At 57.5% G+C, this 25990-nt stretch carries 19 protein-coding genes; 10 read left to right on the top strand and 9 right to left on the bottom strand.

Translation table 11 applies throughout. From position 1 onward, the window contains the following. The first annotated feature begins 1610 nt into the window (after positions 1-1610). A complete protein-coding gene (locus AC1RRC_RS31410) occupies positions 1611-2321 on the top strand; it encodes a hypothetical protein (RefSeq protein ID WP_493059732.1) in 711 nt (236 codons plus the stop codon). 53 nt (positions 2322-2374) lie between these two features. On the opposite strand, the gene AC1RRC_RS31415 is transcribed toward AC1RRC_RS31410, so the two are convergent. After that, on the bottom strand, positions 2375-2662 hold the full coding sequence (locus AC1RRC_RS31415) for a helix-turn-helix transcriptional regulator (protein WP_493059733.1): 288 nt from the start codon (positions 2660-2662) through the stop codon (positions 2375-2377). 109 nt (positions 2663-2771) lie between these two features. Between AC1RRC_RS31415 and AC1RRC_RS31420 the strand changes: the two genes are divergently transcribed. The 3 genes from AC1RRC_RS31420 (at position 2772) to AC1RRC_RS31430 (ending at position 7946) form a co-directional block, all read left to right on the top strand. After that, positions 2772-3035 (top strand): hypothetical protein, encoded by a 264-nt coding sequence (locus AC1RRC_RS31420; protein ID WP_493059735.1) that lies wholly within the window; start codon positions 2772-2774, stop codon positions 3033-3035. A 95-nt stretch (positions 3036-3130) separates the two neighbouring features. Continuing rightward, the gene (locus AC1RRC_RS31425; protein WP_493059737.1) at positions 3131-4657 is read left to right on the top strand and encodes a conjugal transfer protein TraH; all 1527 of its coding nucleotides are present in this window, start codon (positions 3131-3133) and stop codon (positions 4655-4657) included. Between the two features lies 1 nt (position 4658). Further along, positions 4659-7946 (top strand): conjugal transfer protein TraG N-terminal domain-containing protein, encoded by a 3288-nt coding sequence (locus tag AC1RRC_RS31430; protein ID WP_493059738.1) that lies wholly within the window; start codon positions 4659-4661, stop codon positions 7944-7946. Between the two features lie 310 nt (positions 7947-8256). Here the strand turns inward: AC1RRC_RS31430 and AC1RRC_RS31435 are convergent, their stop codons facing one another. After that, positions 8257-8391, bottom strand: a complete 135-nt coding sequence (locus tag AC1RRC_RS31435) for a hypothetical protein (RefSeq protein WP_493059739.1) — start codon at positions 8389-8391, stop codon at positions 8257-8259. 167 nt (positions 8392-8558) lie between these two features. Between AC1RRC_RS31435 and AC1RRC_RS31440 the strand changes: the two genes are divergently transcribed. Continuing rightward, positions 8559-9911: a hypothetical protein gene (locus AC1RRC_RS31440; protein ID WP_493059740.1), complete on the top strand. Its 1353-nt coding sequence runs from the start codon at positions 8559-8561 to the stop codon at positions 9909-9911. A 186-nt stretch (positions 9912-10097) separates the two neighbouring features. Here the strand turns inward: AC1RRC_RS31440 and AC1RRC_RS31445 are convergent, their stop codons facing one another. The 3 genes from AC1RRC_RS31445 to AC1RRC_RS31455 form a co-directional block, all read right to left on the bottom strand. Then, the gene (locus AC1RRC_RS31445) at positions 10098-10796 is read right to left on the bottom strand and encodes a hypothetical protein (protein ID WP_493059742.1); all 699 of its coding nucleotides are present in this window, start codon (positions 10794-10796) and stop codon (positions 10098-10100) included. A gap of 454 nt (positions 10797-11250) precedes the next feature. Next, positions 11251-12348, bottom strand: a complete 1098-nt coding sequence (locus AC1RRC_RS31450; protein ID WP_493059743.1) for a site-specific integrase — start codon at positions 12346-12348, stop codon at positions 11251-11253. A 131-nt stretch (positions 12349-12479) separates the two neighbouring features. Next, on the bottom strand, positions 12480-12992 hold the full coding sequence (locus tag AC1RRC_RS31455; RefSeq protein WP_493059744.1) for a DUF1269 domain-containing protein: 513 nt from the start codon (positions 12990-12992) through the stop codon (positions 12480-12482). Positions 12993-13256: 264 nt separating this feature from the next. Between AC1RRC_RS31455 and AC1RRC_RS31460 the strand changes: the two genes are divergently transcribed. The 5 genes from AC1RRC_RS31460 to ahpF all read left to right on the top strand — a co-directional run bounded on the left by AC1RRC_RS31460 (position 13257) and on the right by ahpF (position 22325). Then, positions 13257-15521 (top strand): YgiQ family radical SAM protein, encoded by a 2265-nt coding sequence (locus AC1RRC_RS31460; RefSeq protein ID WP_493059745.1) that lies wholly within the window; start codon positions 13257-13259, stop codon positions 15519-15521. A 200-nt stretch (positions 15522-15721) separates the two neighbouring features. Continuing rightward, a complete protein-coding gene (locus AC1RRC_RS31465; protein ID WP_493059746.1) occupies positions 15722-17173 on the top strand; it encodes an RCC1 domain-containing protein in 1452 nt (483 codons plus the stop codon). Positions 17174-17183: 10 nt separating this feature from the next. Continuing rightward, entirely contained in the window at positions 17184-19955 is a 2772-nt protein-coding gene (locus tag AC1RRC_RS31470; RefSeq protein ID WP_493059747.1) for an EAL domain-containing protein, read from the top strand. Positions 19956-20107: 152 nt separating this feature from the next. After that, on the top strand, positions 20108-20671 hold the full coding sequence (gene ahpC, locus AC1RRC_RS31475; RefSeq protein WP_493059748.1) for an alkyl hydroperoxide reductase subunit C: 564 nt from the start codon (positions 20108-20110) through the stop codon (positions 20669-20671). Between the two features lie 73 nt (positions 20672-20744). Further along, the gene (gene ahpF, locus AC1RRC_RS31480) at positions 20745-22325 is read left to right on the top strand and encodes an alkyl hydroperoxide reductase subunit F (RefSeq protein WP_493059749.1); all 1581 of its coding nucleotides are present in this window, start codon (positions 20745-20747) and stop codon (positions 22323-22325) included. 106 nt (positions 22326-22431) lie between these two features. On the opposite strand, the gene AC1RRC_RS31485 is transcribed toward ahpF, so the two are convergent. From AC1RRC_RS31485 to AC1RRC_RS31500, 4 genes are all read right to left on the bottom strand, one after another. Continuing rightward, entirely contained in the window at positions 22432-23604 is a 1173-nt protein-coding gene (locus tag AC1RRC_RS31485) for an AI-2E family transporter (protein WP_493059751.1), read from the bottom strand. 6 nt (positions 23605-23610) lie between these two features. Then, the gene (locus AC1RRC_RS31490) at positions 23611-24090 is read right to left on the bottom strand and encodes a cyclic nucleotide-binding domain-containing protein (RefSeq protein WP_493059754.1); all 480 of its coding nucleotides are present in this window, start codon (positions 24088-24090) and stop codon (positions 23611-23613) included. Positions 24091-24180: 90 nt separating this feature from the next. Continuing rightward, the gene (locus AC1RRC_RS31495) at positions 24181-24783 is read right to left on the bottom strand and encodes an ABC transporter ATP-binding protein (RefSeq protein ID WP_493059755.1); all 603 of its coding nucleotides are present in this window, start codon (positions 24781-24783) and stop codon (positions 24181-24183) included. Beyond that, positions 24783-25862 (bottom strand): hypothetical protein, encoded by a 1080-nt coding sequence (locus AC1RRC_RS31500; RefSeq protein WP_493059756.1) that lies wholly within the window; start codon positions 25860-25862, stop codon positions 24783-24785. Before AC1RRC_RS31500 ends, AC1RRC_RS31495 begins: the two co-directional genes overlap by 1 nt. Positions 25863-25990: the final 128 nt, after the last annotated feature.

Consider the following 25990-nt stretch of genomic DNA (forward strand, 5'->3'; position numbering starts at 1 on the left):
TAAGCAGTAAGCAGTAAGCAGTAAGCAGTAAGCAGTAAGCAGTAAGCAGTAAGCAGTAAGCAGTAAGCAGTAAGCAGCAAGTAGTCTATAGGTAGTCCAGCTGAGTGTTGATCTTCTAAATTATCTTAGAAAATTGAAGTTGAAAGGTCCCCTCTGCCTCAAGGCAGTAGGGGACCAATGGGAAACAGTGCGCTTAGAATATTTTCTAATGGCACTCAAAAAAGTTAATGCAAGTGCACTTTCTAATAGAGGTAACGGTTATTTTTTGGTTTATCTAAAAAATTAATTTCCCGAAATTTCTGGATGTTTCCGTTGAAAAAATAATAATTTCTCTTTCCTTGCTAATTAAAATTTCCGACAGGAATTCATGCTCGACTTTCTCAATCACTGAGATTACGGCGCAACATAAGCGGGCAGCTTCTGTTGCCATCCAAAAGGTCTTTAACGTTGCTACGGCCAGCATAGGGATCGCCCTGGTCTGGTTTTATCTCCCACTAAGCTGGTTGACCTCATCATTACTGATTGCTGTTATTAATAATCCGTTCTGTAGAAACGGGCCAAGGTTACGTTTACTAACGCTACCTTAAAATATGCTGGGGGAGCGGCCAAGCCCCCCCTTGAAAGACAGCTGCCAAGCTGTCGCATTACGCCAAACAACACGTCGAACCCTGCCAAGGGTTCTATGCGCATTTTCCACCGGTCCAGCCTTTCATTACTAATGACGACACGTAATCAGTGCGCCGTCACGTTCGAATACTACTCAGCCAGTCTCCCTCTCCCTTGCCTACTGCAACTGGTGCCACCCAGTCTGGCAGTCGGAGATTCCCACGTTAGCCAAAAAACGTCATAACACGACGAAACCAGGCTCATTTCACAAACTAGCCTTTCAGCTCTCTATCTCTTTCGAGATTCGATTTCGGGGGCTAAAGATTCCAAAAACGCTCCCTTACTCGTTTGCCAAACTTCCACCTTCTGATTTACCAACGGACTGAAGCCGCGGCAATCCCTTCGTATTACTAACCGAAATGCACCCTCACCTATCGATGGGGTTACAACGACATGCTTAAGCTATGCATCGATCTTGATAGCTTGCGCCACCAAGTACCAGCACACCAAGATTTCTCCCGTGTACCTCACCGAATTACGTCGGTGCTGAAGCCCACACGTTCGGAATGAGTAATACCCTTTCGAGCACCCCTCACTGTGGATTTTCACCACTTCGTTTATGGCCGGAACAATTCACCTGTCACCAGGGTGTCCGTGTCCGTGTCGCCCAATATTTCCATTGCGTTGGATTGAGTCGAAGAGGGGGATTGCACCCCTCAGCGCTCGTCGTAGCATGGCGAGCTTCGTTAAAAGCACCACGCTTCACCGGTGTAACTGATCTTGGCGGATCAGCTATAGGGACATCCGTCCCATGCACGGTACGGTCGGAGGATGGCGCCCCCGACGTGTGTTGCTAAATCGAGGGGGCTAGCCTCTGGCGTGCAGAAAGTATATGACAACGTTTTTCCGTAGTCAGGAATCTTATTACCTTAGGTTACGCCAACATCTAAAAAACAGATGTTCTCTATATATTTGGTTACGCCAAAAAAATCCGAGGTTACCCTGTGGCAATAGAAAAGAAAGCTATGAACCCTTACGTTTTTACCAAGAAAACCAGCTTTATGCAGCGAGTTGCTGACCTAGTCAGGTCTGGACATCATCGCTATATCATGGGCCACATACCAATTGAAAAAGCTGGTTTTTTTTCAGCCAAGATGGGATCTATGTATGGATGTCATGCGGATAAAGTTACAGCTCATCGCATGCGAAAAGCTGGATATTGCAGCTCTCGTTTGCTTTTCTTGTATCAAGAAGGACAGCCGCAACTTCTATGGATACTTTTGGTGTCAACGGGAGGATGGCAGCATGATGAAGCCGGGCGTGAGAAGTGGCGTGATGCTTTATCTGATCGAGTTTATGTGACTGGATACGAATTGGTGCGCCATATTAGAGCTGGAAATGCTAGACCTTCCTGGACTTGGCGCTACACCGCAGAGAGATATGCTGAAGTCCGCGGCGCCATCATTCAAACAGTTCGGAAAAAACGTGACAATGAATTGAAGCAATGGATTGACACTGTGTGGCGTTCCCCAGCATTTGCAGGGGTGCGCGAGCAAGTGAAAGGAATTGCTACTTTGCTGAAATCTGAATGGAAAAGAAGTCGTGGCGCTGAAATAATGCCCAGAATTCCGATAGGTATTGGCTATGTAAGGCGGATTCCGGATAAAGGGGTAATGCTGATTGAGTTGTTTAAAGAATTAAAATCAATGAAGTAGCGCGCATAATTTTCCTATTGCCGGATATTTTATAAATCCAAGCTGTCTCAGATTTAACTATCAAATTTTGCTGATCTTTCATAAAGGGATGACCAAAATATTTTTTCCTCGTCGCTTTTACATTGAGCTAGCATTGTTGCGCTTACGGTTTCCATCGGGTCGATACCAAGTAGTTTGGCTAGTTTGATGGCAACCAAAACACTCATGTTTTGCCCATTCTTATACTGAGAAACCGCTTGCCGAGTAATACCAATCAACATGGCCAACTGGTTATCATTTTTGACTGAAGGATAATTTTTAAGGACATCGTCCAGATAATTTTTTGTTGTCTTAGTAGTCATGGTTGTCAATGGTCATTGACATGCGTTCCTTTAGCGTATTAAATTGGGGTGGTGGTCATTCGCTGTTTGACCGCCACTCCTCTTCCTGCTCACATCCCAAGGAATCAGCATGCCTCACGTCAATGTTAAAAGCCCTAGTTTGGCCGTCGGCCGCAGCTACCTTCCGGCGCGCATTAATAACATTCCCAAATTCATCACAAGCGTGCGCGGCGCCATTGTGCAACATCCAGATGTGGCCGCAGAAATTCTTTTAGCTGCCACTGATTGCCTACGTCGCCGTTTTTCGTCTCCGGAGAACGGGACCGCATTGATGAGTGCGCTTTTACGCCTGGTGGAGGAGTCCTGTTTGGCTAGGGATCAGTCGATGGTCTAGAGCCTTAGTTATTTTTTTGGTTCGCCTGAATAGGTTTTTCCGTTTAGGACTCGCGTGTGATCCTTGGCTGAGGTGAACTACTTCCAAGGAAGAACATGCAGAACCTCCCTACAAGATTGACAAAACGGCGCTTGATCGCATGCGTCCTGCTCGCGGCGTTGCAGGTTCAGGCGAACGCTGGCTTCAACGGCGAGTTGGATGCCATGTGGAACACCACCCAGGCGCAAGCATACTCAAATGGCCAAGGCATGGGCATTTTTGGAGGAAGTGCCTCCATCAGGACCCCTGTTCGCACTTTCAACCTGATCTCATATGACCCGCCGCGCATGGAGTACGGCTGCTCCGGCATCGATGTGCAGTTCGGGTCATTCTCCATGCTGAACGGTGAACAGATAAAAACGTTGACGCGCGCGGTAGTCCAATCTGCCAGCGTCTACCTGGTTCACCTGGCAATCGCATCGCTGTGCAAAGAGTGTGAAAACCAGCTTTCGAAATTCATGAGGATGGTGCAGGATCTGTCCAGTTCAACAAAGAACACCTGTACCCTGGGTAAGCAACTGGGAAGTGTAATCAGCGGCGATGTTGGGGCTACCGCGGCAGCCAAGTCCGGTGAAAGCGTTCTGGCTGCGGTCGAGGCGGCGACGTCGGTGGCAAAAGGTACGTTGACCGATAACTTCTCTGCTTGGTGGGATCAGTACAGCAAGGGCTCAACAAGCCAACGAGGGAACAGTGAAAACGACAGCACAGCCTATGGAAACCTGCTGACGAATTCGATGATCACCACCGGCGGCTTTAATTACATGAACACTCAAACGCTTGGTGGTGATGCCGGAGCCATGTCTCTTCTGATGAGTGTGTTTGGGACGGAGATCATTGCCACCGCAGATCAGCTGTCGGCCGGCGTGAATAACGGTACTGGGGCTCAGTCACAGACGACATCCAGCGCGAGCAGCGTACCGGATCGAGATCTACACCAGAGTCTGATCCGGCTCAGCGCGATTCGCAACGGCGCCATCGAAGCAGCGCCCCCACTGGTAAGGATTTGCCGGGAGTTCGATGCTGCCAAGCCCAAAACCTGTCAGAAAATAGACCAAAAGCCGATGACCTTCCCAGGTGTTTTCAGCTATATCGTGACAATGGTCGCCGGCGCACAGCCTAGCTCGAGCGGCGTATTCATCGGAGTTCAACCTGGCTCGATAGCATCCAAAATCAAGCTGGCACAACCGCTCTCAGCCTCGGAACTGACTTTCTTACGGGCCTTCTCCGTCAACAGTGGCATTTTGCTGACTGAAGCTGCAGGAGCTTCTGGTAGTACGTATGAGTCGTTAGTGGAGCGCATCATGAATTTGATGGCCGATGAAATGACGGTGGCCATTGGGCGCGCCATGGTCCGCTCCGTCAATGCATCGTTTCCGGATTCCTCAATCGCCAATGAAGCAAATACGATGGCACTTCCCATGCCCGTATGGATGCAAAAGAATGTCAAGGATTTCGAGTCGCAACTGAACGACTTTCTTCCAGAGTCGGGGTGGGCACTGCTTCAAAAGCAGGTTGACATCCTAAATTCCTTATCAAGTGTGAAGCGCTTTGCTGCGCCGAACCTGTCGGCGAATGGACGCTAAGATGAGAAAAATCAATCGCGTCCTGTTGCTTTCGCTGTTTGCTATTTTGCCAGGCATCGCCATGCCACAGGCTATCGGCACTCCTGCATATGTAAGTGCACCAAGTGATTTCCCTATCATCTATACAGTTGGAGATGCGCGCCCCATGGTCGCAGCCCTGAATGCCATTGCGATGCTTTTTGGCGGCAACGATGCCACTGCAAATTCGTTCATGGGATCTGGTATTGGCGCGATGGTGATCGGGAGCCTAGTGCTCATGCTGGCCAGTTCCGTTTCGAAGGTACAGATGCAGATAGGTCCTTGGGCGCTGTCTGTCTTGTTGACCTTCGCGCTGTTCTATCCGAAAACCACTGTCAAAGTCAGCTCGTATTTCGATGCCTCTGGCGGATCCGTTGGCGCGGCTCAGCTCTACTTCGTCGATAACGTTCCGATCGGCTTGGCCATACCAGCAGGTGTATTTGGCATGATCGGACAGAGGTTGTCCGCTGCCTTTGATACGACATTCACCTCGGCCGATGCCGGCGGCGGTTTCCTTGCGTTGGGCACCGACGGCTTTGCAAAGCCACTGAGAATTTTGCTTGGCGCGCGCAGTGCATTTAGCTGTACCAGTAATTCGAACCTGTGCAACAACCTGCTCAGCTACGGCCGCTATTGCCTGCATCCCGCCAGTGGCGTTCGAGCAAATACCAGCCTTCTCACAAAGGTCGACGGCATCTCGAAATTTTTCTCCAGTCAGACCACTGGCACAATGATTTGGTGGTCTGAGAATGGTGATGGTGCGTTTGCTCCATGTCCTTATGCTGGAGCCGCGTTGCAAGATGCGATGGAGCGCTACGTCACCAATGCCAGCAACAATTTGCCTGCCGGTGGCCAATATCGAGTTAATTTGAGCTCAAGCTTCTCTGCCGACCTGGCTGCCCGTATGGGAATGCAAGATGCAAATTCAGAATCTCCTGGTAGCAGCGGCGGCATTGGAGTCGATTCCTCGTACAACATCATCGCGACGTGGACGCAACAGCTCGGTGCGACGATCAGCGCCGACAACAATGCGATCATGATGAATCTTGTTTTCCCTCCACACATCAAGGCGATGATCCAATCGGCCTCGAGTGAAAATGCGGAGGCAACCTACCAGCAAATTTTGCGCGAAGGGATGGAAAAAGCCAGGCTTGATATGGCCGGCGAAGGGAGCATGTTCGTCAATTTATCCGTGTCTGCGATGAATTTGTTCACCTTCCTTTATATCGCATTCACGCCCATTGTCGCCCTGGTCATCGCGGTCATGGGCGCGCACTCGATCAAGCTGGTCGCGTCGTATATGGTATTTGGGTTATGGACGCAGACTTGGATGCCCACGGCCGCGATCATTAGCTACTATGCCCAAACGTCATTTTTTAGCAAGATGGCTAACCTTCGTCACAACGGTGTGCTGACGCCCGAGCACATCGATCAGTTCTACCAAGACTTGGTGAATACGATGGCCACGGCCGGCACGTTTATGGCCGCGACGCCGATGATTACGTTATCGCTACTGACCGGATCTATCTATGGATTGGTTAGCCTTGCAAATAAGGCTGGCGGCAGTGGTGCGGCCTATCTTGACGAAAACAAAGCGGCACCGGACGTCAACAGGGCTGCTAACGTCGACGCCATATCTAAGCAAGTCGAATCGATGGGTGTGCCGTTTGCCGGCGGCGCCCGAACTCCCGGCGGAGTGGGACCTGCGAGCGGCCCGCGGGCAGGCTACGAAGCGTTAGGCGATGGGAGTGTCACCCTTGGATCCGGCTCGTCCAGCAGTGTTAGTGCTGGCTCGGATCTTTCAAGCCGGCTTGCGTCTGAAAGGAAGGCCAACGAATCTGCGCGAGCCGCTTTCTCGGAGAAATACGGTGAGCAGTACAGGACAAGCGTTGAGGGCTCAAGTGGCACTGAAGGCGGCCACGCTGAATCAGTAAGTACGGGTGGGGATCAAAGCTTTACGCGCAAGCAGGCGGTATCCGACAAGAGCTCTTATGCTCAAACTACGACTGGCTCGACTAACGTCACGGCCGGGGCCGGCATGACGGCCAACAGCGGTTCTGGGAACAGACCTGGTAATCCAGCCGAGCCAAAATCTGGAGAACTTGTGAGCGGGCAGCATGGCCCTCTGGCGCCAGGTAAAACAACCATTCCGCAGAATGGGGCAAGGCAATCTGGCACCGGCATTCCTTTGCCTAAACCTGCCGCCAGTGCTAATTTCAGTTTTGATACTAATTCGCAAGAACAGGATCAACGTGGCCGCACCTTGAGCGCGCAGCAGGATACTGGAACCGCTTCAACATTGAAATCTGGGCACGATTCAAGTGATAGATCCGGACAATCCAGTAAAACGACGGCATCGGGATCAGTAGCCAAATCTGCCGAACGGGCTGCCGATGAGCAGCGGATAAGGGGACTGGACCGATCGGTTGCAGAAGCCGCTGCTGCGGTGCAATCTGCAGCAATTAGGAATGAGCTCTCAGAGAGTATGGGGACCGGTACTTCTGTCTCCTTGGCGGCCTTGCGAAGCCTGGCTGTCGATCAAGGTTCCGCAGGTGCCGGAAAACAACCAGGCATGGCAAGTGGTGCAGCAATGCTAGCGGCGGGCGGGGTAATTGGCAAAGTTGCAGGAACGGATGCGCGTCAGGCCGAATTGCAAGATAGTCTCCAGGACCGCAAAAGCGGATATCTTCAGAGTGGCTACAACGATGACCGAGCGACGTTGGCAGCTTTGCGTGACATGACCCTATCTGGCAATGCTGACGAGCGGGCAGTCGGGTTCAAGGGAATTGCCGCCTACGCTAGCGTTGTGAATGACCCTTCGGCGAAACCCCTGTCTGACCGTGCTGATCGAGCAGCAGACAACGCACAGGCCCTGAGCAATGCAACGAGCGCGCTCAGCAAGGTTGCGCCGGCCGATTTTGGTCAAGTCGCTACGAATGCCGGTAGCGCCCCGGCGGCGATTACCGGAACTGCATCAAGCATGGGCGCGGACGAGCATCATCCAGCAGGAGATAAAGTGCCGACCAGCGGCCAAGTACATCGCCAGGCAAATAGTGTTCAGCAAGGTGTGGCCGCGCAGATTGCAAACGCCAAACAGCAGGTCGGGGCGTATTTGGCTTCTGGCCAGAAAAATGAACAGGCAGTTAAAGCCGGCGGGGACGTGCTGCAGCGCATTGCTAATGCCGAGAATGCCGGGACAATCTTGGAGTTGCAAAAAAATCCAGATTTCCAGCGGTCTTGGGATGCGTTTAAGCGAGCGGCTGACTTTTGAGCGCCTGCTGGGATACGGTTCAGCTTTGGCGCACAGCGCAGCTTACAGCTTGTTGTGTAGCCGCTTGCGCCGAATTTCGTCCCAGTAGGCATTCGTGTGGTCAACGTCGGCTTCTGAAGTAGCTCGGTTTGAGCGATAGCGGCGCGCGAACACTCCAATGATGACAAAGAGAAGTATTGTCGGGCCCCATATTGCAAGAAAATTCATTTCCCTACCTTGTTTCGTTGCTTGGATACGGAAAGCGTTCAGGTCCGTCCGTATGTATGTTTATTGGGTACGAATACATCAGTTACTCAAGTAAAACATTACCTTAGCGACGGAATACGCGATCTCGCCGGGCTATCTCCTCTTTGATAGCTTGGCAGGTGCCAGAAATTGCACCTGTAAGTGGTGCGAAGTAGCTGCGCAGACTGTTAAAGAAAATCGCTTTAATAGTCATATCCATATCCGCCTCCATAGCTTTGAAATTAAGCAGTTGTGATGCCTAGAGGATAGCACTCTAGGATGTGTGCTGGGAAAGAGTGTTGTACGAAGTATCTCCACGGTTGATGGTGATATTCTAAGCAAATTGCTTAATTGCATTGTGCAGTACAGCTTTCCAAGGAGGGAGAATTGGCCGACTTGAACGATGACGGATCGCATGTTGAGGCTGCTCTGCGATGGTTTTTCGAAGTGTGCGAGAACCCATTGGAGCTGGCTGAGCGTATTGAGAGCGCGCGAGCGCATTATCGTGGCGCCACTGATTTCAGCGATGGGCGTTGGAGTTCGCGAGATCCGTTCGACGGCTTCGAGGATCGAATGGCCGTTATCTTGGCTCAAGGCGTTGCGACTCTACGAGACCGACGAACCTATGATGTGGAGCTCTCCTCTGAGACGCTACCGTTTCTAGCTGCGATTGGACGTGAGGTCGACCGGCTCCGCAGTATTCCCGGCGCGAGTGATCGCAGCAAGCGCATGTTGAGGCTGAACGAACGGCACCCCGACAGCGGAATCTTTGAACTGATCACGGCTTTGCGCTATGCGAAGGAGCCAGGGCTTCGCGTTGCGTTCAACGTTGAGGGCCCAGTTCGTTCCGCTGATTTTCGCATTGGCTTGGATGATGACGATGATGATCCCTTAGACATTCATGTCGAGTGCAAACGGCTTCGGAGCAGTGTTTATGAGGAGAGCGAGAATCGTCGAGCGATTGCCATCCTCAATGAGGTCAATGATTTTGTTCACGCACGAGGAGCGAGTCTCGTGGTGGATGTCACATTCACTGCGGAGCTGACCAACGTTCCCGATGACTATCTTCTAAGGCACCTCCAAGTGGTAAAGGACTCCCAAATTCTTTTACCAGGAGCCTATCCGTGGAAGGACGAGTTCGGCGAAGGCGTGGTTCGTTTTTCCGATATCGAGGCCGTACGCCGGGACACACGGGATAGCTCCATCATTCTTGGCTCCAAGCTTGCTCGCTTGTTGGCCGGAGGCGATAGGCCTCAAGAGCAATTTCACTTGATTTGCGGAGGAGTTCCCCGTATCGAAGATACTCGATACATCGATGAGATTGACTACGGCACGGCGGTTTTCTGGCGTTGCTTGGCCGAATCCTCTGTTGAGGCGCGAGCGCGCCATATTCGATCCAAGCTAGCCGACATTGATCGCCAAGTCGCGAGTGCGCCTTTCTCGATCGCTCATATCGGCATGGACGTCGAGCGCGACGCCCAGACGGCGGATCTGCGCCGCGAGCGAAACATGGACGCGGCTAGCCGCTTCCGGTCGAAATCAAATTTGATAGAAGTGGATCTTCATTACTTTATGCCTCGCGTGTCGGAGCTGGTCAATTGGATGATCGACGAAACTGTCGAGCCGTTCAGTCGAATCGTGGACGGCCCATTTCTGTCTGGCACATCAAGACTTCTGGGTGGGACAGGTGAAGGCCTTGTTAAGCATGAGCCTGCTTGGCGCCAACGCGTCCCCCGGTAATGCACGGCGCGGTCGTGCGCGGCTATTGAGGCGCGTAGGCAGATCTTGATGTGTACTGGCCCCAGACTTGAACTGACATTGCTTGTCAGTTGGGAGGAAGCTTCCGCACCCCGAAGCGGACAGACGAATCCAACTAACCCATCTATTTGTCTGCCATCAATGGACGCCATAGGGGCGACCAGGTCGCTACACCGCCCCCTCCGTACCGGGCAGAGGCCGTAAATAGCTAGGATGCACGGTCATTGGATGCTGGAACGCGAGCAGTATCTTCACCCCCCCATAAAAATGCAGGCGCATTTCGCACTCCTGTTCCGTTCCCATCACCTGATAGGTGAAGACACTCTGGTTCGCGCCAAGGAAGGGAGTCGTCGAAAACTTGTGCTCGTTGCGGGTAATCATGCTTAGCCGAACACGCTCGTGCTGCGGGTCCAACTCGGTTATACGGGAGAGGAACTCGGGAAACCAACCTATGCGGCCCTGACATTTCCGACCAAAATGGACAAAGTAGAGGCCACGCGCTAGTTGCTCAATAAAGCTGTCCAAGCGCTCGATCTCTACCGTGTGCCCCAGCTTGTCGCCGAAATCGATGGAGCGGCTTTTGAACCGACGCAGCAGGCTATTGTTTCGTGCATATTGCCGTCGGATCTGGTGGCGGTAGTGTTCGATACCAACGGCATTGACGCTTTCCATGCCGACGATCACGCTGAGAAAGTATTCGTCCTCTCGCGATTTCTCCATATTGTGCTGGGCGCAGGCCGGAACTGTCAGCAATTCCCGGCGCAAGTCGACGTCGCTTGGCAGATCCTTCTGTTTCGGAAACAGGCAGCGTGGTGGTACATGTTCCACACTGACTGCGAGGTTGTCACACATGTAGCAGCTCACCATGGCATTTGATCCTGAGAATGGCCGTTTTTTGGATCGACGACTCTAACCCATCTGGCAATCACTGTCAGATCAAGTTTGAGCCGCTACACTTGATGCTTGATGGAAACTCGTGTATAATTGCTATCTTCTTCTGAATTACAGTCTTCGGAGGCGTGGGCGGTTCGAATCCGCCGCTGCTGGTGTCTGCCATTTTATGTTTGACTTGCGTTGTCCTTTCGATTCCACAGAATCAGATTGGACCCGTTTTAACCGCAATTCTTAATCTTATGGGAGGCTCTACTATGGATGCACATTCTATTTCAGCAGTTACACTCGCAATCTCGTCGTCGTTGACCAGCGCCGCTTGCGCTATCACGGCAGGCCTGGCAGCGAACGGTATTAGCCCTCGCCTATAAGAAAAATCCCCGCCTGAGAGCGGGGATTTTTTATTTTTCGCATTGTGGAAGCGCTACGGCTAACCGAGCTTCTTGGCAAGATCGCTCGGCCTGAGATGCGTATAGCGCTTCAACATGCCAAAAGTCTTGTGTCCGGTCATAGACGCTACCTCCATCACACTCAATCCCTTCTCGAACAGCCGGCTTGTCGCTTCGTGGCGCAGATCGTGAAAGCGCAGATTGACCAGGTAGCCGGGCTGCGCTTGTGTACCCGATGCAAAGCACTCTTGCTCGTAAAGCTTGCGCGCCCGCCGCTTTGCCAAGGTAAATGTTTGCCGGATCTGTCTCTCAGTGACGGGAAAGACTTTCCCGTCGATCGAGATCGGTAATTGCCTCAACACTTCGATCGCGCGCTTCGATAGAGGGATGACCCGATCATCACCATTCTTCGTGTTTCTCAAAATCGCTGCCGCGTTGATAAAATCAACGTCTTTGCGGAGTAGTTTCAGCAGCTCGCCGCGGCGGGATGCCGTTTCCACGGAGAGGTCGCAAATTGAAATAACGTATGGGTTCCGGGCCTTTCTCAGCTCCGCCCAGATCCTTTCGTGCTCACCGGTTTCCAAGCGCCGTTCGCGGGCAGGACCATTACCGGGAACCTCGATGGATCGGATAGGGTTTTCCAGAATCATTCCCCAGCGCTTAGTCGCTACCTGGAACACGCTGGAAATCAACATGAGGTACTTGCGAAGATTGTTGTCGGACCAGCCTTCTCGACGTGCTACACCCATGAATCGTTGTACAGCATCCCGGCCAACCAGATACATCGGGAGGCGGGCAATTTCATAACGCTTCAGCTTGCCGATCTTGTATGTCTCCACATACCAGCCCTTCTTTTTCGGGGTGATCTCGACCAGGTAACGATCGAGCAGTTCAGTCAAAGTCGTATTGAGGAATTTTTCCTTTTTCTGCTTCGCTTCGAGCACCAGTCGATGCGTTGGATCGGTGGTGGCGTCCGCTCGCATGCGATCCCGGTAGGCTCGGGCTTCCTGGAGGGTGTCAAACGTTTCGTCGATACGGGCGCTGTTGATCGTGAGGCGGACACGAAACGAAAATCCATCGCAGCGGGAGGTGATGTTGCGTTCGAGAACGCGCTCGTTTTGGGGCTTCTTGCTTGCCATTGTTGGGGACCTTTTGACCAGATTTGACCTATAAATACCTTACGGTACTTATCCGTCCCCGTCTAAGTGCTTGATATACTGGAATATACTGAATTGGAGAACCCGGGACCGGAAGTCCCGGGCAGCCAGCGTTACGGAAACGCCAGCATCGGCGGTTCGATACCGCCAAAGGCAAAGTCGGGGTGACGCTTCTGGATCATTTCCTCAATTTCCGCCACCCGGCCGGGTGGCACGTCGACAATCATCAACACCTGCCCCTGTGCGATCCGGGGCTCAAACTGTTCCAGCTTCGTGTTGGGAATGGCGGCCGCATTCATGCCGGTGGCCCAGCCGCCAAACAGCGCGCCACCGAGCGCGACCAGCAAAATAGCGGCCGTGCGGATGGTCCAGCCGTCAGGCGGGAACATGGTCAGCAAGATTGCGGTACCCAAGCCCACGATGCCGCCGATCACCATGCCCAGTTGGGCGCCATGCACGATATCCGTACGCTGCAAGAAGCTGCAATCGGGCATGTCTGAGGGTAATGTTTTATCTTTGGCAAGGAACTTAATGTGGCTGATTTCGATGCGTGCAAGCAGTAATTCATCCAGCATGGCACGCGCGCTGGGGATGTCTGGAAGCATGTAGTAGAGACGACGGCGCATGGTAATCTCCGAGCGGGGTATGTGTAATAGTTATAGCAAAGTTAACAAGAAATGCAATGTCAAAGGCAATAGTGGTGCCTTTCTTTTGTGGACATGTCCATCTTCACAAGTTATTGAAAAATATAAGATTTTCCAATTGAAATTGACTATCGGATGTGCGCAGCCGGTGCATTTCCGGTACAATGCCGGGCTATGACCCCCACCAATTTGTTTGCGGCCGTTCCTAAACGGTCTGAGCGCGCTCCCACTGCGCCTTTCCTCCCCATGTCCCGCGCCGAAATGGAACAACTCGGCTGGGACCAGTGCGACGTCATCCTCGTGACAGGTGACGCGTATATCGACCATCCGAGTTTCGGCATGGCCCTGGTCGGCCGCCTGCTGGAAGCGCACGGCTACCGCGTCGGCATCATCAGCCAGCCCGACTGGCTTTCCGCGGAACCGTTCCGCGCCCTGGGCAAGCCGCGCCTGTACTTCGGTATCACGGCCGGCAACATGGATTCGATGGTCAACCGCTACACGGCGGACCGCAAGCCGCGCTCGGATGATGCGTATACGCCGGGGGGCGAAGCCAATAAACGTCCCGACCGCGCGGTCACCGTGTATGCGCAGCGCGCCCGTGAAGCGTTCCCGGGAACGCCGGTCATCATCGGCTCGATCGAAGCGTCGCTGCGCCGCATTGCCCACTACGATTACTGGTCGGACAAGGTGCGCAAATCCGTGCTGACGGAATCCAAGGCGGACATGCTGATCTTCGGCAATGCCGAGCGCGCGCTGGTCGATATGACCAAGCGCCTGGCTGCCGGCGAGAAAATCAAGGACATCAAGGATTTGCGCGGCACCGCCTTCCTGGTGCCGTTGGGCTGGATGCCGGGTGAAGACTGGGGTGTGCACAATTCCACCCGCGTCGATGTGCCGGGCCGGATCGATCCGCATCCGGATCCGTATGCGATGGCCAAGGAAGACAAGAAGGAATGCGCTTCTGAAAACGCGGCGCCGGAACAGACGGTCAAACCAATTCGCATCATGACGCGCGAAGAGCGCCAGGCCATGGCGAAGGAAAAGCACAACCGCACCGTGGTGCGCTTGCCTGCCTATGACGTGGTCAAGGATGACCCCGTGATGTACGCCCACGCGTCGCGCGTGTTCCACCTGGAATCGAACCCGGGCAATGCGCGTGCGCTGGTACAGCAGCACGGCGACCGCGACGTGTGGATGAATCCGCCGCCGTTGCCGCTGGCCATGGATGAAATGGATAATGTCTATGACATGACCTATGCGCGCGGGCCGCACCCGAGCTATGGCGACGCGAATATCCCGGCCTGGGAAATGATCCGCTTCTCCGTCAACATCATGCGCGGCTGCTTCGGCGGCTGCACGTTCTGCTCGATCACGGAACACGAAGGCCGCATCATCCAGAGCCGTTCCGAACCGTCGATCCTGCGCGAGATCGAACATATCCGCGACAAGACCAAAGGCTTCACCGGCATTATTTCCGACCTGGGCGGCCCGACCGCCAACATGTACCGCCTGACGTGCAAGAGCAAGGAAATCGAAGAGACGTGCCGCCGCCTGTCGTGCGTGTACCCGTCGATTTGCGTCAATCTGAACACCAACCACAACCCGCTGATCAAGCTGTACCGCAAGGCGCGCGAAATCAAGGGCGTGAAAAAGATCCTGATCCAGTCCGGCCTGCGCTATGACCTGGCCGTGCGTTCGCCCGAGTATGTGAAGGAACTGGTGACGCACCACGTCGGCGGCTTGCTGAAGATCGCGCCGGAGCACACGGAAACCAACGTGCTGTCCAAGATGATGAAGCCGGGCATTGGCGCGTACGACGAATTCAAGGCCATGTTCGAGAAATACTCGATCGAGGCGGGCAAAAAACAGTACCTGATCCCGTACTTCATCGCGGCCCACCCGGGCACCACCGATGAAGACATGCTGAACCTGGCGCTGTGGCTGAAGAAAAACAATTTCCGCCTGGACCAGGTGCAAACCTTCATGCCGACGCCGATGGCCATGGCCAGCGCTATGTACCACTCGCGCCGCAACCCGCTGCACAAGGTCACGGAAGATTCGGAAATCGTGGAAACCCCGCGCAACCAGAAGCAGCGCACCGCGCACAAGGCGTTCCTGCGCTACTACGATCCGAAGAACTGGCCGATCTTGCGCGATGCATTGCGCCGCATGGGCCGGGGCGACTTGATCGGCACCGGCGAGCGCCACCTGATCCCGCCCTATGTGCAGGGTGAGGAAAACTTCAAGGTCTCGCAGGGCAAGCGCGCCATGCCGATGATGGCGCCTGGCTCGGACAAGCGCGGCAAGGGCTTGCCGGTGGCCCTGGGCCGTGGCGGCAAGCCGAACGCGCTGACCGGTTCCATGACGGCCCGCGCCACGGTGGAAACCAAGGCCCGTCCATCGATCCTCGACACCATCAAGGTGAAGAAGGCGGCGCCCGCATCCGCACCAGTCAAACAAGGTGGCCGGCCGGTGGCCAAGGCCAGCCCGGCGCCGCGCGGACGGAAATAACCAGCTGACAAGTCATCTGCTGGAAAGAGACGGCGGGCATTCCACACGGAATGCCCGCCGTGTTGTTTTCTGCCCTCAAATTTCACAAATGCATGGATAATTCATCCTAGCTCTCATGAACGTGCGGGGCGGGATGCGGCTACACTGATTGTTCAGATCGGGGACGCGCAGACCGGACCCCGGACCACAACTGGACAACTATGAACATATCCCTGAAAACCACGTCATTACTGCTGGCGCCGATGCTGGCGCTGCTGGCCGCCTGCGGCGGCGGCAGCAAAGACAGTGGCACCACCACCACCACCACGCCGACCCTGCTGTCGATTGCCGTCACGCCTGCCACCCCGACCGTGGCCGTGGGCCTGACCCAGCAAATGACCGCCACCGGCACGTATTCGGACGGCAAATCGGCCGCCATCACCACCGGCCTGACATGGTCGGCCAAGGGCACGAACATCACGGTGCTGTCCGGCACCGGTCTGGTGACGGGCAAGGCGATCGGTTCGGATACCGTGACCGCCACGGTGGGGACCGTTGCCGGTTCGACCACCGTGAACGTGCGCGGCCAGTGGGACGGGATTTCGGCGGGCGGCAACCACACGGTGGGCCGCCGCGCCGATGGCGCCTTGTATGCGTGGGGCTGGAACCGCCAGGGCCAGCTGGGTGACAATTCCAATGCGGACCGCACGTCGCCGGCGCTGGTCAGCGCCACCACAGGCGTCAAGCTGCCATGGAAACAAGTCGCGGTGGGGGAGTTGCATACCTTGGCGATCGACAGCGATGGCGTGTTGTGGGCCTGGGGCTTTAACCAGAATGGCCAGTTGGGCGATGGCACCACGGCCGACAAGAATGCGCCGGTGAAAGTCGGCGCGTCCAAGGACTGGGTCAACATTGCCGCCGGCAAATCGCACAGCATGGCAATCAACAAGAGCGGCGTGATGTATGGCTGGGGCCGCAATTTCAATGGCCAGCTGGGCGATAACAGCAAGATCGACCGTCTGGCGCCGACCCGTGTGGCCACCGTGACGACCGGTACGCCGGCCGCCACGGTAACGTGGACCGCCGTCTCGGCCGGCGCCACCCATACGCTGGCGCGCGCCATGGATGGCTCGCTGTGGGTCTGGGGCGGCAATGCCAAGAGCCAGCTGGGCAACAACGCCATTGCGGACGTGCAACAGCCGGCAAAAATCGGCACCTCGACCTGGGCCAGCGTCTCCGCCGGCGGCACCCATTCGCTGGCGATCCGCTCCGACGGCACCTTGTGGGCATGGGGCGATAACGCATCCGGCCAGTTGGGTGTCGCCACCTCGAATGCCGCCGTGACGGCCACCACGCCCACCCAGGTGGGCACCGCCACCAGCTGGTCGGTGATTGCTTCCGGCCAGGCGCACTCGCTGGCGCTGCGCACCGACGGCACGCTGTATGGCTGGGGTTCGAACAGCAATGGTCAGGTCGGCAATGGCAGCACTGTCAACGTCGGCGCGCCGACCCAGATCGGCACGGCCATCACGTGGGTGACGATCGAAGCGGGCTTGCAGCACAGCGTGGCGCTGCAAAAAGACAATACCGTGTGGCTGTGGGGCCGCAACACGGAAGGCCAGCTGGGCAACGGCACGCAAACCGACGTGACGGCGCCCGCCGCCTTGCCGTAACGGAAGGGCGATGTTGCGGCGGTTGCTGATCCTCGCAGGACTATGGCTGGCGGCGCTGGGCGCGCTGCCGGCGCATGCGCAGGAAAAGCTCACGCTGCAACTGAAGCACACGCACCAGTTCCAGTTTGCCGGCTATTACGCGGCGGTGGAAAAAGGCTATTACCGCGAAGCGGGACTGGACGTGCAAATCCTCGAAGGCGCGGACGGCAATGAGCCGGAGCGCGCGGTGTTGGCCGGCAAGGCGCAATATGGCGTCGGCAGCAGCAGCCTGTTGCTGGCGCGGCTGGCCGGCAAGCCGGTGGTGGTGCTGGGCGTGGTGTTCCAGCACTCGCCGTACGCGCTGATCATGGCGCAGTCGGGCGCGACGCCCGACGTGCACGCGATTGTCGGCAAGCGCGCGATGATCGGTTCATTGACGGATGAGCTGACGCAAGCCGATGAAATCATGGCCTACCTGAAGAAGGAAGGCATCGCCCCGACCAATCTGATCCGGGTCGAACACACCTACAATCCGGACGACCTGGTCAAGGGCCGCATCGATGCGATGTCGGTATACGTGACCAATGAACCGGATTACCTGGACCGCATTGGTTTCCCTTACGATATCTACAGCCCGCGCAATGCCGGCATCGATTTTTATGGCGACAACCTGTTTACCAGCGAACAGGAAATCAAGCAGCATCCGGAGCGCGTCAAGGCCTTCCGCGCCGCCAGCATGCGCGGCTGGCAATATGCGATGAGCCACCAGGAAGAAATCGCCGACCTGATCCTGAATAAATATTCACGCCGCAACGACCGCCAGCATTTGCTGTTCGAAGCGCGCGCCATGGTGCCGCTGGTGCAGCCGGTGCTGGTGGAAATCGGCTACATGAACCCGGAACGCTGGCAGCACATTGCCGACATTTATGCCGAACTGGGCATGCTGCAAAAAGGCGTGACGTTTGACGGCTTCCTCTATAACGTCGAGAGCGGCCCCAGCCTGACGTGGCTGTACCGCGTGCTGGGCGCGGCCAGCGTGTTGCTGATCCTCGGCGCGGCGGTGCACTTCAGCCTGCTGACGCGCGAGCGCAACCGCGCGCAGGAAGCCATCCGCAAAGGGGAAGAGCGCTTCCGCACCATGTTTGAAGCGGCGCCGCTGGGCATTGCGCTGATCGACACCAACACCGGCCAGTTCAGCGACATCAATCCGCGCTACCAGCAAATCGCCGGCCGCACGCTGGAGGAAATGAAGGCCAGCACCTGGCGCGACCTGAGCCATCCGGAAGACGTGGCGGCCGAGCAATTGCAAATCGACGCCATGGCGGCGCACCGCCAGTCCGGCTTCAAGCTGGCCAAGCGCATGCTGCGCCCGGACGGTTCCGTGGTGTGGGTCGATGCCTCGATTACCGCCGTGTCCGGCGCAGGTGCGAGCAACGGCGCGCAGCAGGCGCTGCACCTGTGCATGATCGAAGACATCACGGAAAAGAAACAGACCGAAGCGCTGATCTGGCAGCAAGCCAACTTCGACACCCTGACGCAATTGCCGAACCGGCGCATGTTCCACAACCGGCTGGAGCAGGCGATCATCAAGAGCCGCCGCGATGGCAACCGGATTGCCATCCTGTTCATTGACCTGGACCACTTCAAGGAAGTCAACGATACGCTGGGCCACCACCAGGGAGATATCCTGCTGGTCGATGCCGCGCGCCGCATCGGCGCCTGCGTGCGCGAATCGGATACCGTGTCGCGCCTGGGCGGCGATGAATTTACCGTGATCCTCGGTGCACTGAGCGATATCGGCCGGGTGGAAACCATTGCGCAAAATATCATCGACAGCCTGCGCGCGCCGTTCCAGCTGGGACAGGAACAGGCCTTCGTGTCGGCCTCGGTCGGCATCACGCTGTATCCCGATGACGCCAGTTCCGTTGATGATTTGTTGAAGCATGCGGACCAGGCCATGTATGCCGCCAAGGATGCCGGCCGCAACCGCTTCAGCTACTTCACGCCGGCGCTGCAGGTGGCGGCCCTGAACCGCATGCGCCTGACCAATGATTTGCGCGGCGCCGTCAAGGCCGGGCAAATGGAATTGTATTTCCAGCCCATCGTGCACTTGCGTACCGGCCGCATCCACAAGGCCGAAGCATTGGTCCGGTGGCGGCATCCGCTGCGCGGCATGGTCAGTCCGCTGGAATTCATTCCACTGGCCGAATCGTCCGGCCTGATCCACGAAATCGGCGAATGGGTGTTCCAGGAATCGGCGCGCTGGATCCAGCGCTGGCGCGCCGACATCCACCCGGAATTCCAGGTCAGCGTGAACCAGTCGCCGCTGGAATTCCAGCGCGAAGGCGGCTACGAAGGGTGGATGCGGCAGCTGGCGGAACTGGGCTTGCCGGGGCAGTCGGTGGTGATTGAAATCACTGAAGGCTTGCTGCTGGACGCGTCCAACGCCGTCACGAAGAAATTGCTGCAATTGCGCGACGGCGGCATCCAGGTCGCGTTGGATGATTTCGGCACCGGCTATTCGTCGCTGTCGTACCTGAAGAAATTCGACATTGATTACCTGAAGATCGACCGCAGCTTTACCCGCAACCTGGCCCCCGATTCGTCCGACATGGCGCTGTCGGACGCGATCATCGTCATGGCCCACAAGCTGGGCCTGAAAGTCATCGCCGAAGGCGTGGAAACCCTGGAACAGCGCGATTTACTGGCGCAGGCCGGGTGCGACTATGGCCAGGGCTACCTGTTCGCCAAGCCCATGCCGGCCGCGGAATTCGACGCCCACCTGCGCGGCCAGCCAAAATAACGCATCCCCGCCGGAACGGGGATAATAGCGTCTTGGCTATCTTGTATGATAGTCAAAGTCAATTGAAATGATTGGAACAATCAATTTTTCAAATGGCGATCAAACCTTTAGACTGACGTCTCATTGATAACAAACCTCACGAGGAAACCACAATGTCGCTGATTAACACCCAGATCAAACCATTCAAGGCAACCGCTTTCCACAACGGCAAATTCGTTGACCTGACCGAAGCGTCCCTGAAAGGCAAATGGTCGGTATTCGTGTTCTACCCGGCCGACTTCACCTTCGTTTGCCCAACCGAACTGGAAGACCTGGCAAACACCCACGCTGAATTCCAAAAGCTGGGCGTGGACGTGTACGGCATTTCGACCGACACCCACTTCGCTCACAAAGCATGGCACGACACCTCCGACGCCATCAAGAAAGTGCAATACCCACTGATCGGCGATCCAACCGGCACCCTGTCGCGTAACTTCGAAGTCATGATCGAAGAAGAAGGCCTGGCGCTGCGCGGCACCTTCGTCATCAATCCTGAAGGCTTCATCAAAGTGATGGAAGTGCACGACAACGGCATCGGCCGCGACGCATCGGAACTGCTGCGCAAAGTCAAAGCCGCCAAATACGTTGCCGAGCACCCAGGCCAGGTGTGCCCAGCCAAGTGGACCGAAGGCGCCGCTACGCTGACCCCATCGCTGGACCTGGTTGGCAAGATCTAAGCACCGGTAATTAAACGCTGTACCACGGCGCCGGATTCGACCCCGGCGCCGTTCAAAGAAAAAGGAAAAAGTCATGTTGGATGCCAATCTCAAAACCCAGTTGAAAGCCTATTTGGAAAAGGTCGTGCAGCCGATTGAGATCGTTGCATCGCTCGACGATTCCGACAAAGCCCGCGAAATGCAGGCGCTGCTCACCGACGTGGTCGGCCTGAGCGACAAGATCACCCTGGTGGAACGTGCGGGCGCCCCGCGTACCCCTTCGTTCGCCATTACCCGCCCCGGGACCGATATCGCCGTGACCTTTGCCGGCGTCCCGATGGGCCATGAATTCACGTCGCTGGTGCTGGCGCTGCTGCAAGTGGGCGGCCACACCATCAAATTCGACGAAGCCGTGATCGAACAGATCCGCAATCTCGACGGCGACTATACGTTCGAGACCTTTATTTCGCTGTCGTGCCACAACTGCCCGGAAGTGGTGCAGGCGCTGAACGCGATGGCCGTCATCAACCCGCGCATCAAGGTCATCACCATCGATGGCGCGGTGTTCCCGAAAGAAGTCGAAGAGCGCCAGATCATGGCGGTACCGATGATGTTCCTGAATGGCCAGCATTTCGGCCAGGGCCGCACCAGCGTGGAAGAAATCCTCGCGAAACTCGACACCAATGCCGGCGCCCGCGCCGCCGAGGAATTGAGCAAGAAAGACGTGTTCGACGTGCTGATCGTCGGCGGCGGTCCTGCCGGCGCGGCCGCGGCGATCTACGCCGCCCGCAAAGGCATCAAGACCGGCGTGCTGGCGGAACGCTTCGGCGGCCAGGTGCTCGATACCCTGGCGATTGAAAACTTCATCTCCGTGACGGAAACCGATGGCCCGAAATTTGCCGTGGCGCTGGAGCAGCACGTCAAGGCGTATGAAGTCGACATCATGAATACCCAGCGCGCCAGCGAACTGGTGCCGGGCAAGATCATTGAAGTAAAGACCGCCTCCGGCGCCACCCTGAAAAGCAAATCCGTGATCCTGGCAACGGGCGCGCGCTGGCGTGAAATCAATGTGCCGGGCGAGAAGGAATACCGCAACCACGGCGTGGCGTATTGCCCGCACTGCGACGGCCCGCTGTTCAAGGGTAAGCGCGTAGCTGTGATCGGCGGCGGCAATTCCGGCGTGGAAGCGGCGATCGACCTGGCCGGCCTGGTGCAGCACGTGACCCTGATTGAATTCGGCGCGGAACTGCGTGCCGATGCCGTGTTGCAGCGCAAGCTGCGCAGCCTGCCGAACGTGACCGTCATTGTGTCGGCGCAAACCACGGAAATCCTCGGCGACGGCAAGAAAGTCGTGGGCCTGACTTACACCGACCGCGGCAGCAACGCGTCGCACCAGGTGGAGCTGGAAGGCGTGTTCGTGCAAATCGGCCTGGTGCCGAACACGGAATGGCTGAAAGGGACGATCGCGCTGTCGCGCCACGGTGAAATCGAAGTCGATGCGCGTGGCCAGACCTCGGTGCCGGGCGTGTTTGCCGCCGGTGACGTGACGACGGTGCCGTACAAGCAAATCATCATCGCCACCGGCGAGGGGGCGAAGGCGGCGCTGTCGGCGTTCGATCACCTGATCCGTTCCGGTGACGAGGTGGACGAGCCAGCCGTAGCTGTTGCCGCATAATCCGTAGGGCGGGTTCTATGAACCCGCCATGCGTGCGCCGCGTTGACGCATGCAGGCGGCTTTGACTCGGCGTCCCCGTTAAAGCCGCCCTACGGAGTCAGCGCCATCACAAGATCAGATCGGCGCTGGCCTGCTTCTCGCGCAGCGCCCTGGCATTGCGATGCCGGGCGCGCAGGCGCGGATTGGTGGTCAGCCGTCCCACGGTTTCCCCCACCACCATCACCACCCCGAGCAGCGGCAAGACCAGCATCAGGCCCGCCACCCCGGCCACCGCGCCGCCAATGAAAATCATCAGCACGGTCATCAACGGATGCATGTGCAGGCTGCGGCCCAGTGTCAGCGGCATGAAAACGAAATCATCGAGCAGGCGCACCAGGATGAACACGCCGATGGCGCTGTACGCCACCAGCGGATCGCCGGCGCCATCGGTGAACGCCACCATCACCACCATGATGCAGCCGACGATCGACCCCACGTAGGGCACCCACGCCAGCAGCGCGGAAATCAGTCCCAGCACCACGGGCGACGACACGCCGATGGCCCACAGGCCGAACGCCAGCACCGCCGTGTCGAGCACCGTCAGCCACGCCAGGCCCTGGAAATAGCGGTGCGCGGTCTGGTCCACTTCATGCAGCAGGCACAGGGTGCGTTCAAAGAAGGCATTCGGCACGGCGCGCGCCAGGAATTTCTTGAACAGGTGGCCGTCGCGCAGGAAAAAGAAGGTTAAAAACGGCGCCAGCAACAGTGCGGGAAACCAGCCCGCCACCGACACCACAAAGCCGGTCAAATGGCTTTGCACGAAGTCTTCCGTGTAGGCGGTGAACTGGCTGTTGATGATCTGGCTTAAGTGGATGTCGTGCAGGATGGGAAATTGCTGTTCCAGCCCCAGCAGCAGTGAACGCACGAAAGACAGGCCCCCCTGCAGGTAGCGGCCCAGCATGTCTTGCCAGGAATCGGCCGGCGCCGCGGTCCAGCTGATACTGGCCAGCACCGCCAGCGCCACCGCCAGCAAGAAACTGCCGCCCACCAGCAGCGCCGCCAGGTTGCGGTCGATCCCCATGCGCAGCAGCCGCTGCATGGGCGGCATCAGCAGGTAATACAGGATGATCGCCAGCAAGAACGGGATGGCCAGCCACAGCATGTGCTGCGTGATCAGCAGCAGCACGCAAGTGCTGGCGATAATGCCAATCCAGACCAGCGGGCCGGCGGCTTCTTCATGGTTCACGGGCGGCAGTCTGCGCTGTGCACCGCCGGGCAGGCGGATATGGTCGATTTTCATAACGCCTCACAACGCTTCAAATTGCGGCTTGCCGGCCATCCACTCGCGCAGGCGGTGGCCGATGTGGCGGGCCAGGGCGAGGGCAATCTTGTAGCCGATTTTCGCATCGGTTTCCATCAGGCCCATGAAGTCGGCGCGGAAGAACACCGCCAGTTCGCAATGGTCCAATGCGCGGGCCTGGGCGTTGCGCGGCGCGTTGTCGAGCAGGGCCAGGTCGCCAAAGAACGACCCGGGCGAAATTTCCGCGACAATTTCCACGCCGTCGCTGTGGGCGCGGCTGATGATCACGCGGCCCGACATCACCAGGTACAGCGCCTGTCCTTCTTCTCCTTCGTCGAAAATGATTTCATCGGCCACGTAGCGGCGTTCATGCATCAAATCGTCGACGATGTTCAATTCCACCGGCGTCAGCGACGCAAACAGCGTCGATTCCTTCAACCGGTGCAGGCGCGGCGACAGCTTGGGGGATTTGAACAGACCGAACATCGGGAGCGACTCCATAACGAATGAGCCCGGGAAAACCACGGGAACTCTTTCGATTTTGACCGATTATTGTCAAGTTGCAAGTGTCAGCCGTCACAGTTGTATCGTTTGCGCCAGTGGCAAGTCCGGCTCCAGGTGGCTGGTCAGCACGGTGCACTGGCGCGCGCGGCGGACCGGATCGGCCAGTTGCGTGCGCAGGTAGGCCACGGCGGCCGTATCGAGGCCGTTGAACGGTTCATCGATCAGCAGCACCATGACGGGCAGCGCCAGGGCCAGGGACAACTGCATTTTCTTGTGCTGGCCCAGCGACAGGGTCGTGACGGGCTGCTCCAGCACGCCTTGCAGGCGGAAGGCGTCCAGTTGCGCGTTCAAGGTGGCCGCGTCGGCGCCCGGATACAGCGCCAGGTGCAAATCAAACAGTTCACGCACGGTCAGCCAGGGCAGGGCCGGCGTATCGCCGCCGCAGTAGTGCACCCGGCGGCGGTATTCCAGCGCTTGCCGCGCGCTGTCGATGCCGGCCACCGTGAGTGTGCCCGTGTGCGGCAGCAGCGCGCCCGCAATCAGTTTCATCAAGGTGGTCTTGCCGGCGCCGTTTTCACCGCGCAGCCACGCGATGCCGGCGTCCAGTTGCAGGCCGAAATGGCGGAACAGCGGGTGGCCCGCATATTCAAAGTTCAGGTGTTCGATGGCCAGCATCAGAATTCACTTCCTATCGCAGTCAGGAGTACGGCGGATAACACCACCAGCACCACACGTCCGCGCGGCGCCAGCGGCAGCGCGACGATGGCGCCGCAGGCGGCCAGCGCCGCCAGTTGCCAGACGCGCACGGCAGTTGTGTTTCCGGCCAGCAGCGCGTGCAAGACCAGCACCGCCAGTGCCGGGAGCAGGCTGAACAGGCGGGCGCAGATGCTCAAAGGCGCGCTGCGCAGCGGCCAGGCGGCCAGCAGTTCCGCCAGCCGCGCGGCCTGTTCGCGCACGGCCTTGTCGCCCCGGTCGGTCAGCAACACCAGCGCCACGCTGGCCATGGCGCCCAGCGCGGCAGCGGGGATGGCGGGCACCGCATGGCGCAGCCAAACCGCGGTGGCGGCCAGAGCCAAGGCCAGCAACAGGCATTGCTGCAGGCCGACCTTGTTGTCACCGCGCCAGAATGGCAGCCAGAATAATTGGCGCCACAGCGCCACGTAGAACGGGTGCAGCGGCGTTGCCGCATAGGGCGTGGTGGCAGGGGCCAGCGCAGCGCGCGGCGCGGCAGGGCGCGACTGGCGGCGGCGTGCCGCCAGCATGGTGGCCGCCAGCAGCCAGCCCAGCACCAGCGTGGCCACGGTGGCGGCAACCGCTTGCGGCATCACGGGCCGCAGGAAGGCCGGCGCATGCCACAGCCAGATACCGCACGACACCGCGTACACCAGCGTGACCGGTCCCGCCAGCATGCCCGCCACCAACAGGTCGCCGCGCCGGCCCAGCGCGGGCGGCAGCGGCAGTGGCCAGGCCCAGGCAATCGCGGCATTGGGGTGCAGGCGCTGGCGCAGCAGCCAGGAAGGCGTGGCAATCAGCAGCGTCTGGCCAGCCAGGATGGCCAGCATGGCGGGCCAGTCCAGGGTGACCGCCAGCATGCCGGGAAATGCAATCACCGCGCACAGGCCGACCAGCACGTGGCCAAATACCAGCAACAGGATTTCCATCGAATTGGTGAGGCTGGCAAGAAATGCCAGCAAACCGTGGTGCGCCATGCGCACGCGGTAGCGGAGATAGGGGTGCTGCGGCAAAACAGTCATAGCGTCGCCGGAAAAAGAAAAAGGCCCGACGAATCGGGCCTTTCTCAGGAATTGGCGGAGTGGACGGGGCTCGAACCCGCGACCCCCGGCGTGACAGGCCGGTATTCTAACCAACTGAACTACCACTC

It is taken from the genome of Pseudoduganella sp. GW821-FHT12E03 (assembly GCF_058807115.1).

Coding starts and splice junctions, on each gene's coding strand:
- AC1RRC_RS31415 (WP_493059733.1), bottom strand. CDS start 2,662: ATGACTACTAAGACAACAAAAAATTATCTGGACGATGTCCTTAAAAAT.
- AC1RRC_RS31420 (WP_493059735.1), top strand. CDS start 2,772: ATGCCTCACGTCAATGTTAAAAGCCCTAGTTTGGCCGTCGGCCGCAGC.
- AC1RRC_RS31425 (WP_493059737.1), top strand. CDS start 3,131: ATGCAGAACCTCCCTACAAGATTGACAAAACGGCGCTTGATCGCATGC.
- AC1RRC_RS31430 (WP_493059738.1), top strand. CDS start 4,659: ATGAGAAAAATCAATCGCGTCCTGTTGCTTTCGCTGTTTGCTATTTTG.
- AC1RRC_RS31435 (WP_493059739.1), bottom strand. CDS start 8,391: ATGGATATGACTATTAAAGCGATTTTCTTTAACAGTCTGCGCAGCTAC.
- AC1RRC_RS31445 (WP_493059742.1), bottom strand. CDS start 10,796: ATGGTGAGCTGCTACATGTGTGACAACCTCGCAGTCAGTGTGGAACAT.
- AC1RRC_RS31450 (WP_493059743.1), bottom strand. CDS start 12,348: ATGGCAAGCAAGAAGCCCCAAAACGAGCGCGTTCTCGAACGCAACATC.
- AC1RRC_RS31455 (WP_493059744.1), bottom strand. CDS start 12,992: ATGCGCCGTCGTCTCTACTACATGCTTCCAGACATCCCCAGCGCGCGT.
- AC1RRC_RS31460 (WP_493059745.1), top strand. CDS start 13,257: ATGTCCCGCGCCGAAATGGAACAACTCGGCTGGGACCAGTGCGACGTC.
- AC1RRC_RS31465 (WP_493059746.1), top strand. CDS start 15,722: ATGAACATATCCCTGAAAACCACGTCATTACTGCTGGCGCCGATGCTG.
- AC1RRC_RS31470 (WP_493059747.1), top strand. CDS start 17,184: ATGTTGCGGCGGTTGCTGATCCTCGCAGGACTATGGCTGGCGGCGCTG.
- ahpC (WP_493059748.1), top strand. CDS start 20,108: ATGTCGCTGATTAACACCCAGATCAAACCATTCAAGGCAACCGCTTTC.
- ahpF (WP_493059749.1), top strand. CDS start 20,745: ATGTTGGATGCCAATCTCAAAACCCAGTTGAAAGCCTATTTGGAAAAG.
- AC1RRC_RS31485 (WP_493059751.1), bottom strand. CDS start 23,604: ATGAAAATCGACCATATCCGCCTGCCCGGCGGTGCACAGCGCAGACTG.
- AC1RRC_RS31490 (WP_493059754.1), bottom strand. CDS start 24,090: ATGTTCGGTCTGTTCAAATCCCCCAAGCTGTCGCCGCGCCTGCACCGG.
- AC1RRC_RS31495 (WP_493059755.1), bottom strand. CDS start 24,783: ATGCTGGCCATCGAACACCTGAACTTTGAATATGCGGGCCACCCGCTG.
- AC1RRC_RS31500 (WP_493059756.1), bottom strand. CDS start 25,862: ATGACTGTTTTGCCGCAGCACCCCTATCTCCGCTACCGCGTGCGCATG.